Origin of the sequence: Brevundimonas sp. (assembly GCF_032055285.1) — a bacterium.
In the GTDB taxonomy this organism is placed as follows: domain Bacteria; phylum Pseudomonadota; class Alphaproteobacteria; order Caulobacterales; family Caulobacteraceae; genus Brevundimonas.
In genome coordinates, this window is the sequence record NZ_DAMBRE010000003.1 from 141620 (window position 1) to 156625 (window position 15006).

The 15006-nt window shown below is 67.5% G+C and carries 17 protein-coding genes; 4 read left to right on the top strand and 13 right to left on the bottom strand.

Annotated elements, in window-relative coordinates; translation table 11 throughout:
- The first annotated feature begins 13 nt into the window (after positions 1–13).
- Positions 14–1912, top strand: coding sequence for an ATP-binding protein (locus tag RTY13_RS08830; protein WP_312782749.1), 1899 nt, complete (start codon positions 14–16; stop codon positions 1910–1912).
- Here the strand turns inward: RTY13_RS08830 and RTY13_RS08835 are convergent.
- Positions 1864–2319, bottom strand: a complete 456-nt coding sequence (locus RTY13_RS08835) for a very short patch repair endonuclease (RefSeq protein ID WP_312782750.1) — start codon at positions 2317–2319, stop codon at positions 1864–1866. The genes RTY13_RS08830 and RTY13_RS08835 overlap by 49 nt on opposite strands.
- 23 nt (positions 2320–2342) lie before the next feature.
- Positions 2343–2831 carry a peroxiredoxin gene (locus RTY13_RS08840; protein ID WP_312782752.1) on the bottom strand — a complete coding sequence of 163 codons (489 nt, stop codon included), beginning with the start codon at positions 2829–2831 and terminating at the stop codon, positions 2343–2345.
- A 148-nt stretch (positions 2832–2979) separates the two neighbouring features.
- Here RTY13_RS08840 and RTY13_RS08845 point away from each other — a divergent pair, with 148 nt between their 5' ends.
- Entirely contained in the window at positions 2980–3549 is a 570-nt protein-coding gene (locus RTY13_RS08845; protein ID WP_312782754.1) for a YqgE/AlgH family protein, read from the top strand.
- Between the two features lie 36 nt (positions 3550–3585).
- Here the strand turns inward: RTY13_RS08845 and RTY13_RS08850 are convergent, their stop codons facing one another.
- The 11 genes from RTY13_RS08850 to coxB form a co-directional block, all read right to left on the bottom strand.
- Positions 3586–5253, bottom strand: a complete 1668-nt coding sequence (locus RTY13_RS08850) for a bifunctional diguanylate cyclase/phosphodiesterase (RefSeq protein WP_312782756.1) — start codon at positions 5251–5253, stop codon at positions 3586–3588.
- Positions 5250–5873: a GNAT family protein gene (locus RTY13_RS08855; protein WP_312782758.1), complete on the bottom strand. Its 624-nt coding sequence runs from the start codon at positions 5871–5873 to the stop codon at positions 5250–5252. Before RTY13_RS08855 ends, RTY13_RS08850 begins: the two co-directional genes overlap by 4 nt.
- Positions 5874–5915: 42 nt before the next feature.
- A complete protein-coding gene (locus tag RTY13_RS08860) occupies positions 5916–7130 on the bottom strand; it encodes a pitrilysin family protein (protein ID WP_312782760.1) in 1215 nt (404 codons plus the stop codon).
- Positions 7131–7180: 50 nt separating this feature from the next.
- Positions 7181–7903 carry an SURF1 family protein gene (locus RTY13_RS08865; RefSeq protein ID WP_312782762.1) on the bottom strand — a complete coding sequence of 241 codons (723 nt, stop codon included), beginning with the start codon at positions 7901–7903 and terminating at the stop codon, positions 7181–7183.
- On the bottom strand, positions 7900–8217 hold the full coding sequence (locus tag RTY13_RS08870) for a DUF983 domain-containing protein (protein ID WP_312782764.1): 318 nt from the start codon (positions 8215–8217) through the stop codon (positions 7900–7902). The genes RTY13_RS08865 and RTY13_RS08870 overlap by 4 nt, the downstream gene beginning before the upstream one ends.
- A gap of 89 nt (positions 8218–8306) precedes the next feature.
- The gene (locus tag RTY13_RS08875) at positions 8307–9185 is read right to left on the bottom strand and encodes a cytochrome c oxidase subunit 3 (RefSeq protein ID WP_312782766.1); all 879 of its coding nucleotides are present in this window, start codon (positions 9183–9185) and stop codon (positions 8307–8309) included.
- 55 nt (positions 9186–9240) lie between these two features.
- Positions 9241–9807: a cytochrome c oxidase assembly protein gene (locus tag RTY13_RS08880; RefSeq protein ID WP_312782767.1), complete on the bottom strand. Its 567-nt coding sequence runs from the start codon at positions 9805–9807 to the stop codon at positions 9241–9243.
- Positions 9804–10061, bottom strand: coding sequence for a hypothetical protein (locus tag RTY13_RS08885; protein ID WP_312782768.1), 258 nt, complete (start codon positions 10059–10061; stop codon positions 9804–9806). The genes RTY13_RS08880 and RTY13_RS08885 overlap by 4 nt, the downstream gene beginning before the upstream one ends.
- Positions 10062–10065: 4 nt before the next feature.
- Positions 10066–11034 carry a heme o synthase gene (locus RTY13_RS08890; protein ID WP_312782770.1) on the bottom strand — a complete coding sequence of 323 codons (969 nt, stop codon included), beginning with the start codon at positions 11032–11034 and terminating at the stop codon, positions 10066–10068.
- Between the two features lie 64 nt (positions 11035–11098).
- A complete protein-coding gene (gene ctaD, locus RTY13_RS08895; RefSeq protein ID WP_312782771.1) occupies positions 11099–12751 on the bottom strand; it encodes a cytochrome c oxidase subunit I in 1653 nt (550 codons plus the stop codon).
- Positions 12752–12774: 23 nt separating this feature from the next.
- Entirely contained in the window at positions 12775–13764 is a 990-nt protein-coding gene (gene coxB, locus RTY13_RS08900; protein WP_409450299.1) for a cytochrome c oxidase subunit II, read from the bottom strand.
- A gap of 248 nt (positions 13765–14012) precedes the next feature.
- Here coxB and RTY13_RS08905 point away from each other — a divergent pair, with 248 nt between their 5' ends.
- Together RTY13_RS08905 and RTY13_RS08910 are read left to right on the top strand one after the other, a co-directional pair.
- Positions 14013–14429 (top strand): PadR family transcriptional regulator, encoded by a 417-nt coding sequence (locus RTY13_RS08905; RefSeq protein ID WP_312782774.1) that lies wholly within the window; start codon positions 14013–14015, stop codon positions 14427–14429.
- The gene (locus RTY13_RS08910) at positions 14426–14998 is read left to right on the top strand and encodes an HAAS signaling domain-containing protein (protein WP_312782776.1); all 573 of its coding nucleotides are present in this window, start codon (positions 14426–14428) and stop codon (positions 14996–14998) included. The genes RTY13_RS08905 and RTY13_RS08910 overlap by 4 nt, the downstream gene beginning before the upstream one ends.
- The last annotated feature ends 8 nt before the right edge of the window (positions 14999–15006 follow it).

Consider the following 15006-nt stretch of genomic DNA (forward strand, 5'->3'; position numbering starts at 1 on the left):
CTCGGAAGGTCGCATGACGCAAACCGCCGCCGCCGACGCCCCGACCATCTGGGCGCCCGCAATCCGCCAACGCCGCAAGGCGATGATGCAACGCATCGTCATGGGCGCGGCGACCGCCCTGGTGTTCAGCCCCATGCTGGGCTGGCGCTTCAGCGGCATGTGGCTGGTCATCTACACCTTGATCCAACTTCTGGAAGCCGAGGTCTTCGCCCCCGTCGTAAAGGGCGATGTCACCGAACCGACCGGATGGCGCGGCGTTTACGGCGATCTGGTCCTGATCCTGAACGCCGGCTTCTTTGGCGTCATGGCCGTGCCCTTGTGGGTTGTCGGCGGCGCCATGGGCGGGGTCGCGGCCTCGGTCCTGCTGTCGGCAGGGATGATCAACTCGGTCATCATGTCGGCCGGATCGATGCGGATTTTCGCCTGCACCGTCCTGCCCCAGTTGGCGATCTTCGCCCTGACGCCCCTGTTCATGGCCCGAATGGGTGCCGAACCCCATGTCGTGGCCGCCGTCTCGGTCGCCATCCTGTCCTACACGGCCTTCTGTCTGAACACGCGCCGTCACCTGTTCCGGGCCAACCGCGCCGAGACCGAGGCCCGTATCGAAGCGGACCGCAAGCGCGCCGAAGCCGAAACCGCCATGGCCAGTCGCAGCGCCTTCCTGGCCGCCGTCGCCCATGACCTGCGCACCCCCATCAGCGCCATCCTGACCGGCGCCGATGAACTGGATCGCGGCGACAGATCAGGCTCGGCGCGCCAGCAGGTCGCGCTGATCACCGATGCCGGCTTGATGATGAAGGCGCTGCTGGACGACTTGCTGGATCACGCGCGCCTGGACGCCGGCCGGATGAGCGTGGATAGCCGCGACTTCGACCTGCGCGCGCTTCTGTCACAGACCGCCCGCCTGTGGCAGGCGCCCGTCCGTTCCAAAGGCCTGCGACTGCGGCTGGAGGGCGCGCGTGCCTTGCCGAAAATGGTGCGCGGCGACGCCATGCGGCTACGCCAGGTGCTGAACAACCTGCTGTCCAATGCGCTGAAGTTCACGGAGGCCGGGACCATCACCCTGCGCCTGCAATCATGGCCCGACGAACACGGCGCCCATGTCCTGCTGATCGATGTCGAGGACACGGGGCTCGGCATGACCCCGGATCAACTTCGTCGCCTCTTCACCCCCTTTGACCAGACCGCCGAAGACGTGGCCGCGCGTTACGGCGGTTCCGGCCTGGGTCTAAGCATCAGTCGTGACCTGATCGAACTCATGGGCGGCCGCCTGACGGTGCGCAGCACGCCAGGCCATGGCGCGATTTTCACCCTGTCCCTGGTCCTGCCGCGCGGCGCTGCGATCGAGGCCGCCCCGACCGCTCTGGTTCCCGAAGCCCGCGCCGCGGTGACCCGCGCCCTGAGCCAGACGCCGCCCGTAGCCCCCGCGTCGCCCAAGCCCGACCCGGAGCCTGCCCTCCAAGCGCCGACAACCATCGCTGCATCCATGCCCGAAGACAGTCAGGCCGATGCACCTTTGCGGGTTCTGGTCGTCGACGACCACGCCATCAACCGCCGCGCCATCCAGCTGATCCTGCAGTCTATCGACTGCGAGATCGCCATGGCCGAGGACGGCCTGGCCGCGCTGGAGGCCTGCGCGAGGGCGCCGTTCGACGTCGTCTTCATGGATGTGCGGATGCCCGAACTGGACGGACGCGAAACCACGCGCCGCCTGCGCGCCGGCGGCGGGATCAACGCCGCGGTTCCCGTCATCGCCGTCACCGCCGACACGGCGCCTGAGGACATCGCCGCCTGCACCGCCGCCGGCATGAACTATTTCGTGTCCAAGCCCCTGACCCCAGGGTCATTGCTGGGGGCCCTGTCTCAGGTGCTGAACGAGGCCGCTGCCGACGCCGAGAGCGCGGCGGCCTGACCGTTCCTGATCTCGGCCATGAGGGCTTCGGCGAAGGCCGGGTCGCGCAGGCGGCATTCCCAGACCGTCAGCACGCGCCAGCCCGCATCGGCTAGCGCCGCTTCCACCTGCGCATCGCGCGCGCGGTTGCGTTCGATCTTGTTGCGCCAGTAGTCGGCGTTGTTTTGAGGCTTTCGCGCGCCGCGCGGGCAGTCGTGGCCATGCCAGAAACAGCCGTGAACAAAGAGGGCGAGCTTGCGCCCCTTCATCACCACGTCGGGCCGTCCGGGCAGGCCGCAGCCGCCCAGACGGTAACCGATCCCGGCGGCGCGCAGCATCCGCCGGACCTCCATCTCGGGCGCGGTGTCGCGCCCCTTCACCCGGCGCATGACCGCGCTGCGTTTTTCCGGGGTGAAGACGTCTGTCATGGCTCAGACCATGACAGAACGGATTACAGTTGGGCCAGCAGGTGCTCGGCCGAGGAGACCTTGAACTCCCCGCCCTGTTCGATGTTCAGTTGATCGACGACGCCGTCCTTGACCAGCATGGAGTAACGCTGCGAGCGCTCGCCCATGCCGAAGCCCTTGGCGTCCAGCGCCAGGCCGACGTTGCGGGTGAAGTCGCCGTTGCCGTCGGCCAGCATGACGATGTCGTCCGTGCCGTTCAGGTCGTTGGCCTGGGCCCAGGCGCCCATGACGAAGGCGTCGTTGACCGACAGGCAGGCGACGGTGTCGACGCCCTTGGCGGCCAGGTCGGCGCGGTTGTCGACATAGCCCGGCAGGTGGCGCGCCGAGCAGGTCGGGGTGAAGGCGCCGGGCACGGCGAACAGGGCCACCGTCTTGCCGCCGAACAGTTCAGCCGTGGTGACCGGCTTGGGGCCGTCGGCGGTCATGGTGGTCAGGGTCGCGTCGGGGATGCGGTCGCCGATCTGGATGGTCATGGGTGTCTCCGAGGGCTGAAGGCCCGGGACATCCGGGCGGCGTTCAACCCCTCAGATAGAGAGCGCGACGGCAATCGCCAAGGCGGCTTCGTCTTCTCCCGATATGCCGCATCTTGCATCGGGGGCACCGCCCCCCGATGATAGGAACATGACCGCCTTCTCCTCCCTGACCGGGCGTCTTCTGGTGGCCATGCCGGGCATAGACGACGACCGTTTCCGCCACGCTGTCATCCTGATCTGCGCCCACGACGACGAGCACGCCATGGGCCTGCGACTGGATCAACCGGCGCCCGGCGTCACCCTGTCCGAAGTGCTGACGAAGCTGGATACGCCTGTCTCCGACGCCATGTCGGACCGGTCGGTGCTGATCGGCGGGCCGGTCGAGCGCGAACGCGGCTTCGTCCTGCACACCGACGACTGGACCAACGACGATGTGAGCCTGACCTTCGGCGACGGCCTGGCCGTGACCGGCACCCGCGACGCCCTGGCCGCCATGGGCGACCCTGAAGACGGGCCGCGCCAGTCGATCCTGCTGCTGGGCTACGCCGGCTGGGGCGAGGGACAGTTGGAGGAAGAGCTCAGCGAGAACGTCTGGCTGACCGCCGACGCCGACGCCGAACTAATCTTCGACTCTGACTATCAGACCAAGTGGAGCCGGGCCCTGGCCGGCCTCGGCGTCGACGCCGCCCGCCTCTCGGCCCAGAGCGGGCGAGCCTGATCTTCCCTCTCCCGCCGGGAGAGGGAAGGTTGAAGGTTACGCCGAGCGCGCCTTGATCGGGGCGGTGCCGTCGGCCAGGGACTCGTTCAGATAGACCTCGGCCTCCTGAGCCGGAAGCGCAGGGGCGTAGCCGAAGCCCTGGCCGTAGTGACAGCTGGCGTCCAGCAGCAGGCCCGCCAGTTCGGCGTTCTCGACGCCCTCGGCCACGACTTCCAGCGACAGGTCGCGGCCCAGGTTGACGACCGACTTGACGATCTTGGCCGAGCCCTCGTCCTTGTTCATGGTCAGAACGAAGTAGCGGTCGATCTTCAGGGTGTCGAAGGGCAGGCGCGCCAGATAGGACAGGGACGAGAAGCCGGTGCCGAAGTCGTCCAGGGCCAGGCTGGCCCCCGCCTCGCGAAGTTGGGTCAGGACCTCGGCGGCATGGGCGGTGTCGCGCATGATGTCGCCTTCGGTGACCTCCAGCTTCAGCGCGCCGCGCGGCAGGCCGGTCTCCTGAATGATGCGGGCCACGTCCTCGACCAGATGGTCGCGCTCGATCTCGCCGACCGACAGGTTGACGCTGCAGAACAGCTTGCCCGCGCCGGGGTGTCGATGCAGCCACTCGGCCAGCTGTCGCGCCGCCTGGGTCATCATCAGCAGGCCCAGCTCGTTCATCAGGCCCATTTCGTCGGCCAGGGCCAGAAACTCATCCGGCGGCACCAGACCGCGCTGCGGATGACGCCAGCGCACCAGGGCCTCGAAGCCCGCGACCGCCCCGGTCTTCAGATTGACGATGGGTTGGTAGAAGGGCTCGATCTCGCCGCGCACGAAGGCGTTGCGCAGATCCGATTCCAGCGCCAGCCGCGACAGGCTGTCGGATTCCAGCGCTCGGCCATAGGCGGCGGCGCCGCCGCGCCCGGCGGTCTTGGCCTGCTCCACCGCCAGCTCGACCCGGCGCAGCAGCTCGGCAGGGTCAGGCGCGTCCGGCCCGCCCTCGGCCGCCACGGCGCCGATGGAGACGGTCGGATAGATGTCGAAGCCGGCGACGCGCAGGGGCTGTTCCAGCGCCTCGCGCATGCGCTCGCTGGCGCTGGTGGCGCTGCGCGGGGCCAGGACCGCGAACTCGTCCTCGCCGATGCGGGCGGGCGAGCAGTCCTGAGCGAAGGCCCCGGCCAGCCGCGAGCCCAGGGCCGACAGCACCAGATCGGCGCGTTCATGGCCCAGGGCCTCATTCAGGCGGCGCAGGCGATCCACGTCGGCCACCACCAGTTCATAGTCGCCCGGCTGTGCCAGGGTCTCGGCTACGCGGACCAGGAAGGTGCGACGATCGAGAAGACCGGTCAGCGCATCCCGGTCAGCGCCCGCGAACTTGGTCTCCAGCGCCACGACGCCCGCCGCGCGCAGGCCGTCCTCCAGCCAGACGCCGCGCCACAGGCAGGTCTCGCAGCCGCGCATGCGCAGACGCACGGCGATCTCGGTGCCCTCGGCCTGGGGCTTGAGCAGGCGGTCGGCCAGGGCGCGGTCCTGAGGCATGGCAAGCGCGGCGAAGGCGGCGCCGGAACACTCCGGCGCCAGCGGGCCGAGGCCCAGCGAACGCGTCGCTCCGGTGAAACGAATCTGGTCGTCGGCGGGGGTCCAGATCCACAGCGCGGCGTCGGCGGCGGCCAGCGCCTCAATCGCCGTCGTCGGGTCCCAGGCCAGCGCTCTGGATCGTGTATTCAAAGCGAATCCCGGGTGTAAGAACTGAACGCAGCCGGGTCAGGGACGAACTCGTCCTGAATGACGCCGAACAGCAGATGATCTGCCCATACGCCGTTAATTTTCAAATAAGCTTTCGCCAGCCCCTCGTGTCGGAAGCCCGACTTTTCGAGCACCCGGCGCGAGGCGTGGTTGGTCGGCACGCAAGCCGCCTCGACCCGGTGCAGCTTCAGCGCGCCAAAGGCGAAGTCCTGCATGGCCTTGACCGCCGCCGTGCCGACGCCCTGCCCGGCATGGGGCTGACCGATCCAGTAGCCCAGGGTGCCGGTTTCGGCGACGCCGCGCCGGATGTTGGACAGGGTGATGGCCCCCATCAGCCGCTCTTCGTCAGGATCGAAGACGAACAGGGGCCAGGCCGTGCCCAGTTCCATCTCGCGGGCATAGACGCCCAATCGACGACGAAAGGCCGCCTTGGTCAGGTCATCCTCGGCCCAGGCCGGCTCCCATGGCTGCAGATAGTCGCGCGAACCGCCGCGCAGTTCAGCCCATTCGGCATAGTCGGAAGGCCGCGGCGGGCGCAGCAGAACCCCCTGTCCGTGCAGGACGGGTCCGGTCGCCTCGGCCATCCAGTCGAACAGGGCCATGACGGCAGATTAGCGAGAAGCGCCGCCGACGCCAGCCACGACTTAGCGGGCCGCGAGACGAGCGGTGAAGGCCGCGCCCGCAGGCCCCGCGGCCTTGGGCCCCAGCACCGCCGTCGCCGACCGCCCGGCCTCGATCATGGCGCGACCGACGGCCCGAAGGTCGTCGCCGGTCTGGGCCAAGATGCGGGCGGCGCTGTCGTCCGACGAGACCGGCGCGCCGAAGATCAGGGTCTGGGCGGCGTTGCGCCCCGCGCGGCTGGCGGGGCTTTCGTCGGCCATCCACAGGGTGGCGTTCAGCACGGCCTTGGCGCGCGACAGCTCGGCGTCGGTCGGCCCCTTCTCGGCCAGGTCCAGCAGTTCGGCGGCGCTGACCTGGGCCAGTTCCACCGCACGGTCTGCGGCGGCGCCGGCGTAGATGCCCAGCAGCCCCGCGTCCTCATAGGCCTCCTGATAGGCGTCGATGGCGTAGGCCAGACCCCGGTCCTCGCGGGCGCTCTGGAACAGGCGCGAGGCCATCCCCCCGCCCAGGATTTCGGTGAACAGACGCAGGGCCGGCAGACGCGGGTCCAGCGCCCCCATGGTCGGCAACTGGAAGACCAGGTTGGCCTGCTCGATCTTGCGCGTCAGCCTGGCCTCGCCGCCGATGAAGACGGCGGGGGTCAGGGCGTCCAGCGGCGTCGCCGCCTCCAGGCCGAACCAGCGCTCGGCCAGGGCCAGGAGTTCGTGCTCATCCACCGCGCCCGACACGGCGACGACCATGCGGTCGGGCGAATAGAGACGGGCGCGCCAGTCGGCCACGGCGGCGCGGTCGGCGGGTTCCAGACTGGCGATGGAGCCCAGGATGGGCCGGCCCAGGGCCTGGCCGGCATAGGCCCGCGTCTGGGCCATTTCGAAGACGTGGTCGTCGGGCGTGTCGAAGGCCTCGGCGATCTCCTGCGCCACGACGTCCTTCTCGCGGACGATCTCAGCCGGGTCGAGCGTGGGGCGGAAGACCAGGTCGGAGACGATCTGCATGGCCAGGGGCAGGGAGCCGTGCAGGGCGCGGATCTCGAAGCTGGTTCGCTCATAGCCGGTGGCGGCGTTGATCGAGCCGCCTTCGGCCTCGATCCGTTCAACGATGTCACGGGCGCCCATGTCGCCGGCGCCCTTGAACACCAGATGCTCCAGCAGGTGCGACCAACCGGAGCGGGCCTCGTCCTCCATGCGCGCCCCGCCGCGCACGGCGACCGTCAAGGCGAAGGTCCGCAGACCGGGCATGGGGTCGCAGACGACGCGGACGCCGTTGGACAGGGTGTGAAGGCGAGCAGTCAGGATTCTGTGTCCTTGCGGGTCATGCGGCGGCGCAGCAGCACCGCATAGAAGGCGATCAGGGCGGCGGCGAGACCGAACCAGGTCAGGGCATAGCCGAGGTGATTGTTCGAGAAGGCGGCGGGCGGGGCCGAAGGGCTCAGCGCGGTCCAGTCGGGATTGGTCGAGGTCGTGGCGAAAACGGTGAAGGGCGAGACCGGTCCCTCGATCTTCAGGGCCCGGGCCATGGCCTCGGCGTCGCGGCCGTAGAAACGGCCCTCGGCCGGCGGCGGGGTCAGGGCGCTGGGCGCCGGCGAACGGCGCAGGACGCCGGTGATGACGACGGGCATGGTGTCGGCGCGGTCGACCGGCGGGCGGGCCGACACCTCAGCCGCGACGAAGCCGCGATCGACCAGCAGGGCCGGGCCGCCCTCGACCGCACAGGCCGAGATCAGACGCACGCCGGCGTCACTGTTCTCGATGGACTGCAGCTCGACATAGGGCGCCGCCGAGAGGCCGCGGCAGGTCAGGATGACGCGGCGAAACTCGGGGTTGTCGAGCCTGAGCGCCTCGGTCAGCGGCAGGGGCGGCTGGTCGGCGGCGGCCTCGGCCCCGGCGATCAGCCCCTCCTTCCACTGCATCCGCTGCACCTGCCACACGCCGAGCGCGAGCAGGACGCCCAGCAGCAGGACAGTGAGGACAGTCAGGACGACCGGAAAGCGAGGACGGGCGGTGACTGTCATTTCGGGTCTCGGGTTCTCAGCATCTGCAGGGCGGTCATCAGCCCCTTGCCGGGGCGCATCAGGCCGAGCGCCAGGGCGGCGACCAGCGGCAGCCAGACGATCAGATGCAGCCAGATGGGGGGATGCCAGGCGATCTCGACCGCCAGGGCCGAGAACCCGACCAGGAAGCCGGCGATCTGCATGATGAAGGTGGCGGCGCCGTCGCCGGTCTCGACCGAGGCCAGGTCATAGCCGCAGGACGCACAGGTCGGGCGGACCTTCAGGAAGCCCTGAAACAGGGGGCCCTGCCCGCAGTTCGGGCAACGCCCCCGCACACCGGCGAGAACGGCCTGCCCTCCAAGCAAATCGGCGCGGGACTGTTCGTCCCGCGCCGTTTGAAGTGCAGAGGCTGGCTCGCCCGTCTTCACCCGAAGGTGACGTAGACGAAGGCGAACAGGAACAGCCAAACCACGTCCACGAAGTGCCAGTACCAGGCGGCGGCCTCGAAACCGAAGTGCTTCTGCGGGGTCATCTGGCCGGCTTGCAGACGCAGCAGGCAGACGGCCAGGAAGATGGTGCCGATCAGGACGTGGAAGCCGTGGAAGCCCGTCGTCAGGAAGAAGATCGAACCATAGAGCTTCGAGTTGGCGGCGGCTTCGTTGAAGAAGAAGCCCTCGTGCAGAATGTGGTGATACTCATAGGCCTGAACGCCAGTGAACAGTACGCCCAGCAGGACGGTGATCAGCAGACCCAGCTTGGCGGCCTTGCGGTCGCCGACCTGCAGCGCATGGTGCGCCCAGGTGACGGTCGTGCCCGACAGCAGCAGGATGACCGTGTTCAGCAGCGGCAGGCCCCAGGGGTCCAGCAGCTCGACGCCCTTGGGCGGCCAGGTCGACCAGGCCTTGCCCGTATCCATCCAGTTGCCGACTTCCGGGATGATGGCGCGCGATTCAGTGAAGAGCGCCATGTCGAAGAACATCCAGAAGAAGGCGACGAAGAACATCACCTCCGAGGCGATGAACAGCACCATGCCATAGCGCAGGCCGATCGAGACGACCGGGGTATGGTCGCCCTTCTTGGATTCCTTGATCACATCCGACCACCAGCCGAACATGGCGAACAGGACGCCGGCCAGACCGGCGAAGAACAGCCACTTGGTGCCTTCCGGCAGGCCGAACAGGCCCTTCATCCACATGACCGCGCCGACGAACATGACCACGCAGGCCATGGACGAGATCAGCGGCCAGGGGCTCGGGTCCACCAGGTGGTAGTCGTGATGCGGTTTCGCGTGCGCGTCGGCCATTCCAGGGTCTCTGAATTAAGGCGAGAGATCGTTCTTACAGGGGCTATAGCCTCCGCTATCCGGCTTTGCCAGTAGCGGATTGACCGGAAGCGGCCTGCTGGAACCCTTTGGTGGGGAAGAAGGTGTAGCTGAGCGTGATTTCGCGCACGCCCTGGGACTCGGCGTCCGTCGCGATCTCGGGCGCGACGAAGTACTGGACGGGGAATTCCTTGGTTTCGCCCGGCCCGATTTCCTGCCCCTCGAAGCAGAAGCACTGCAGCTTCTGGAAATAGGGTCCGGCGCGTTCCGGCACGACGTTATAGGCCGCCGTGGCGTGGATGGGCTGATCCGAGGTGTTGGTCACCTTGAAATAGGCCATGCCCGTCTCGCCGATTCGCACCCGCTGGCTGACCTGCTCGGCCTTGAATTCCATCGGCAGGTTGCGGACGTTGGTGTCGAAGCGGATCAGGACGCTCTGGTCCAGGATCTGGGTCGGCGCCGCCTCAGCCTTCTTCACTGTACCGTCAAAGCCCGTCACCTGACAGAAGAGACGATAAAGCGGCACAGCGGCGAAGGCCGCGCCGGTCATGCCCATGACCACGGCCGCGCAGATCAGGGCGACGAGGTTCTTGCGGTCTTTCACGGCGTCGGCTCCGCGACCGGGGCCTCCGGTGCGGGGGCGACCGGCGCCGGCAGCGCCGGGTCGGCGCGTTCCAGCGTGGCGAGGGCCGCCGCTTCGGCCGCCTTGCGGGCCTCGGTGTTGCGCTGAAGATTGGTCACGGTGACGATGAAGACCAGGACGATGAAGCCGACCAGGCCCAGGGCGATGGCCAGGTTGCGGCGCTTGCGCGCCTTCACTTGTTCGTCGGTCAGCTTGATGAAGTCAGGACGGGTCACGCGGTCAGGCTCCCAGGCCCGGCAACTGCTCAACCAGCAAGGCCGAGAACAGCGCCATCAGATACAGGATGGAGAAGGCGAACAGGTTACGGGCGGGTTTGGCCTCGGCCCGGACGTCATACAATGCGGCCTCTCGCCCCACCGCCTCGGCCTTGTCCGGCTGGTCGCCTGCGCGCGAGCGCCACAGGCGGATCGCCAGGGCCAGGAAGAACAGGCCGCCGGCCACAGACACCGCCAGATAGACGACGCCGCCGAGGCCCAGGAAGGCCGGGGCGATGGCCACCGGCACGAAGATCAGGCTGTAGATCAGGATCTGCAGACGGGTCGACCTGGCGCCGCGCGCCACCGGCATCATCGGGATGCCCGCCTTGGCGTAGTCGCCGGCCGAATAGAGGGCCAGAGCCCAGGAGTGCGGCGGCGTCCACAGGAAGATGATGGCGAACAGCAGCCAGGCCTGCCAGGGCGCATCGCCCGTCACCGCCGCCCAGCCGATGACCGGCGGGAAGGCGCCCGCGGCGCCGCCGATGACGATGTTCTGGGGCGTCCGGCGCTTCAGCAGCAGGGTGTAGAAGCCGGCGTAGTAGACGATGGTCAGGGCCAGAAGGCCGCCCGCCAGCCAGTTGGTCGTCATGCCCAGCAGCATGACCGAGAAGATCGACAGGATGACGCCGAAGGCCATGGCGTCATTCTTGCGGACGCGGCCCGCAGCGACCGGGCGCCCGCGCGTGCGGCGCATCAGGGCGTCGGTCTCGCCTTCCAGCGCCATGTTCAGCGCGCCCGCGGCCCCTGCTCCCACGGCGATGCACAGCACCGCGATGGCGGCCAGCAGCAGGTTGGGATGGCCCGGCGCCACCACCAGACCCGTCACGGCGGTGAAGACCACCAGCGACATGACGCGCGGCTTCAACAGCTGGAAGAAGTCTTCCGGCTGGGCGGTGGTCACAAGGGGAGCTTGGCGGTCGGTCATGGTCATAAAAAGCCGAAGGCCGCCCTTCCGGTTGCGAAAGGGCGGCCTCTCAAGGGTTATCCGGGTCGGATCAGTGGTTGTCCGCCTTGACCACCGGCAGTTCGTTGAACTGGTGGTGCGGCGGGGGCGACGAGAGGGTCCACTCCAGGGTGGTGGCGCCTTCGCCCCACGGATTGGCCTCGCCCTTACGACGACGGATCGCGGCTTCGGCCAGCATGACCAGGAAGACGGCGACGCCGACGATGGTGATCAGATAACCGACCGACGAGATGTGGTTCCAGTAGGTGAAGGCTTCCGGATAGTCGATGTAACGACGCGGCATGCCCTGCAGACCCAGGAAGTGCTGCGGGAAGAAGACCAGGTTTACGCCGACGAACATGATCCAGAAGTGGGTCGCGCCGAGGAACTCGTTGTACTTCACGCCGAACATCTTCTCGAACCAGTAGTAGAAGCCAGCGAAGATCGAGAAGACGGCGCCCAGCGACAGCACGTAGTGGAAGTGGGCCACGACATAGTAGGTGTCGTGCAGGCTGTAGTCGATGCCGGCGTTCGACAGGACCACGCCCGTCACGCCGCCGAGGGTGAACAGGAAGATGAAGCCCATCGCCCACAGCATGGGCGTCTTGAAGGTGATGGAGCCGCCCCACATGGTGGCGATCCAGCTGAAGATCTTCACGCCCGTCGGCACGGCGATGATCATCGTCGCGGCCACGAAGTAGGCGCGCAGGTTGATGCTCATGCCCACGGTGTACATGTGGTGCGCCCACACGATGAAGCCGATGAAGCCGATGGCGACCATGGCGTAGGCCATGGCGAGATAGCCGAAGATCGGCTTCTTCGAGAAGGTCGAGACGATGTGCGAGATGATGCCGAAGCCCGGCAGGATCATGATGTAGACTTCGGGGTGACCGAAGAACCAGAACAGGTGCTGGTACATCACCGGGTCGCCGCCGCCGGCCGGATCGAAGAAGGAGGTGCCGAAGTTACGGTCCGTCAGCAGCATGGTGATGGCGCCTGCCAGAACCGGCAGCGACAGCAGCAGCAGGAAGGCCGTGATCAGCACGCCCCAGGCGAACAGCGGCATGCGGTGCAGGGTCATGCCCGGCGCGCGCATGTTGAAGATGGTGGTGATAAAGTTGATCGCACCCAGGATCGACGAGGCGCCGGCGACGTGCAGCGAGAAGATCGCCAGGTCGAAGGACGGCCCCGTGTGGCCCATGGTGGAGAGCGGCGGATAGGCCGTCCAGCCACCGCCGAAGCCCTTGCCCGGGCCGCCGTCGACGAACATCGAGATGACCAGCAGGACGAAGGCGGCGAACAACAGCCAGAACGAAATGTTGTTCAGGCGTGGGAAGGCCATGTCCGGCGCGCCGATCATGATCGGCGTGAAGTAGTTGGCGAAGCCGCCCATCGTCGCCGGCATGACGACGAAGAAGACCATGATCAGGGCGTGTGCCGTGACCGTGACATTGTAGCCGTGCTTGGAGGCCTCAACGATCCCCAGTTGCTGGATGATCGTGCCTTCCTTGAACAGCTGGATGCCCGGCTCGGCCAGTTCCCAGCGGATCAGACCCGACAGCGCGCCGCCCACCAGACCGGTGAAGATGGCGAACAGCAGGTACAGCATCCCGATGTCTTTGTGGTTCGTCGACAGGAACCAGCGGGTGAAGAAACCCGGCTTGTGATCGTGATGATCGTCGTGTGTTGCGGCAGCGGTGGCCATGATCGTTGGGCTCTCGCGTCTTGTTACTGGGCGGCCGGCGCGGCGGGCGCGGCAGCGGCTGCGGGGGCCGCGGGAGCGGCGGCGGTCGGGGCCGGAGCGGCGGCGGCAGCGGCCGAAGCAGCAGCGTCGTCAACCACGGCGGCCGGAGCAGCGGCGGTGGCGGCAGCGGCTGCAGCAGCGGCGGCTTCGTCAGCCTTCTTCGTCATGGAACCGCCCTTGGAGGCGACCCAGGCGGCGAATTCAGCCTCGGTGACGACATTGATCTGGATCGGCATGAAGGCGTGATCGACGCCGCACAGCTCGGAGCACTGACCATAGTAGATGCCGGTCTTCTCGGCCTTGAACCAAGTGTGGTTGATACGGCCCGGAACGGCATCGACCTTCAGACCGAAGGCCGGCAGGGCGACGGCGTGGATCACGTCGGAGGCCGTGATCAGCAGTTCGACGGTCTTGCCGACCGGAACCACCATCGGCTCGTCGGCGGCCAGACGGTAGAGGTGGGCCGGAGCCTTGTCCTCGGGCGTCATGTTCGAGATGTACTCGGCCACGCCCTGATCGGGATATTCATAGGCCCAGTTCCACTGGTTGCCCGTAACCTTGACCGTCAGATCGACTTCCGGCGTGTCGTGATAGGCGAACAGCAGACGGAACGAGAACAGGGAGATGCCGACCAGGATCAGCACCGGCACCACGGTCCAGATGACCTCGATGACCGTGTTGTGGCTCCACTTGGCCGGAACCGGGTTGGCCTTCTTGTTGTAGCGGACGGCGATCCAGATCAGCAGGCCCAGCACCAGCAGGGTGATGATCGTGATGACCGGCATCAGCACCACGTCGTGGAAGAAGATCGCTTCGTGCTTCAGCGGCGCAGCGGCCGGCTGCAGGCCGATGCCGCCCGGAGTCGGTTGACCCAGCAGATCCTGCGCCCACGCCGGCGCGGCGACGAAGGCGGCAAGAGCGGTGGCGGCGACACCGCCTCCGATCCGCGCCATGGCTCGCGTGCCCATCCCCATTCGATTCCTCATAAACCGTTTCGCAGCCGATACTTGCGAGCAATTCGCAAACACCCCCGGGCCCTTGCGGACCTCGGCGTTTCAGGCCGGTCCTTATCGGCTCGGGTAGCGCTTGCCAAGCGATCAAGACGCTCAAGTGGCGGGTTGAGGCAAAAGTTCGGCGGATTAATTCGCTGTCATGTAGCGACAGCTACCTTGCAGCACACGATACCTTGCGATACCCATCGGCCATCACCGAAGGGAACGCCATGCCCGACTCCATCGACATCCAACTGAAGAAAGGCGTGCTGGGATTGTGCGTGCTGGCCCTGCTGGCCCGCGACGACAGCTACGCCTATGAAATCGCCAGCCGCCTGTCCGACGCCATCGGCATGGGGGAAGGCACCATCTATCCGCTGATGCGTCGCATGCAGAGCGACGGACTGGTCGAGACCTATCTGGTCGAATCGCCCAGCGGCCCGTCTCGCAAGTATTACCGCCTGACGGCGGCGGGCCGCACGGCCCTGGAAGGCCAGACCGCCGAATGGCGGGCCTTCACCCAGGCCGTCGAGACCCTGGTGGCGAACACCACCTCGCACGCCGACGCCATAGCGGCGGGCGCGCCGGTGGAACCGGCCGCCCTGACTGACCAATCCGCAGACGCACAAAGGGGAGCTGAACAATGAACCGCGCCGAATTCCTGGCCCGCCTGCAACGCGGCCTGGTCGGTCTGCCGACCATCACGGCGAACGAGATCGTCGCCGACTATGAAAGCCATTTCGCCGACGGCGCCGCCGCCGGCCGCACCGAGGCGCAGGTCGCCGAGGCCCTGGGCGATCCCGATCGTCTGGCCCGCGAACTGAAGGCCGAAGCCAGCGCCAAGCGGTGGGGACAAGAACAGACCGCCTCCTCGGCCGCCGGGGCCATCTTCGGCATCCTGGGTCTGGGCGCGATCGACATCCTGATCCTGCTGCCCATCGCCCTGCCGGTGTTCGGCACGGTGCTGTCCATCCTGATCGGCGGGGTCGCGGTCTTCGTCGCCGGCGGCTTCGTCCTGGTGGCGGGACCCTTCCTCGGCGTGCCGGGCGGCGCGGCGGCGGCGGCCCTGCTGGGCGTCGGCCTGATGGGTCTGGGCCTCTTCATGGGCGGACTGATGGCCCTGCTGACCAAGTGGCTGATCGACGCCACCGTCTGGTACGCCCGCCTGCACTACCGCGTGGTCAAGCCCGCGCTCGAACCCCAATCGCAAGCCTGATCCGGTTC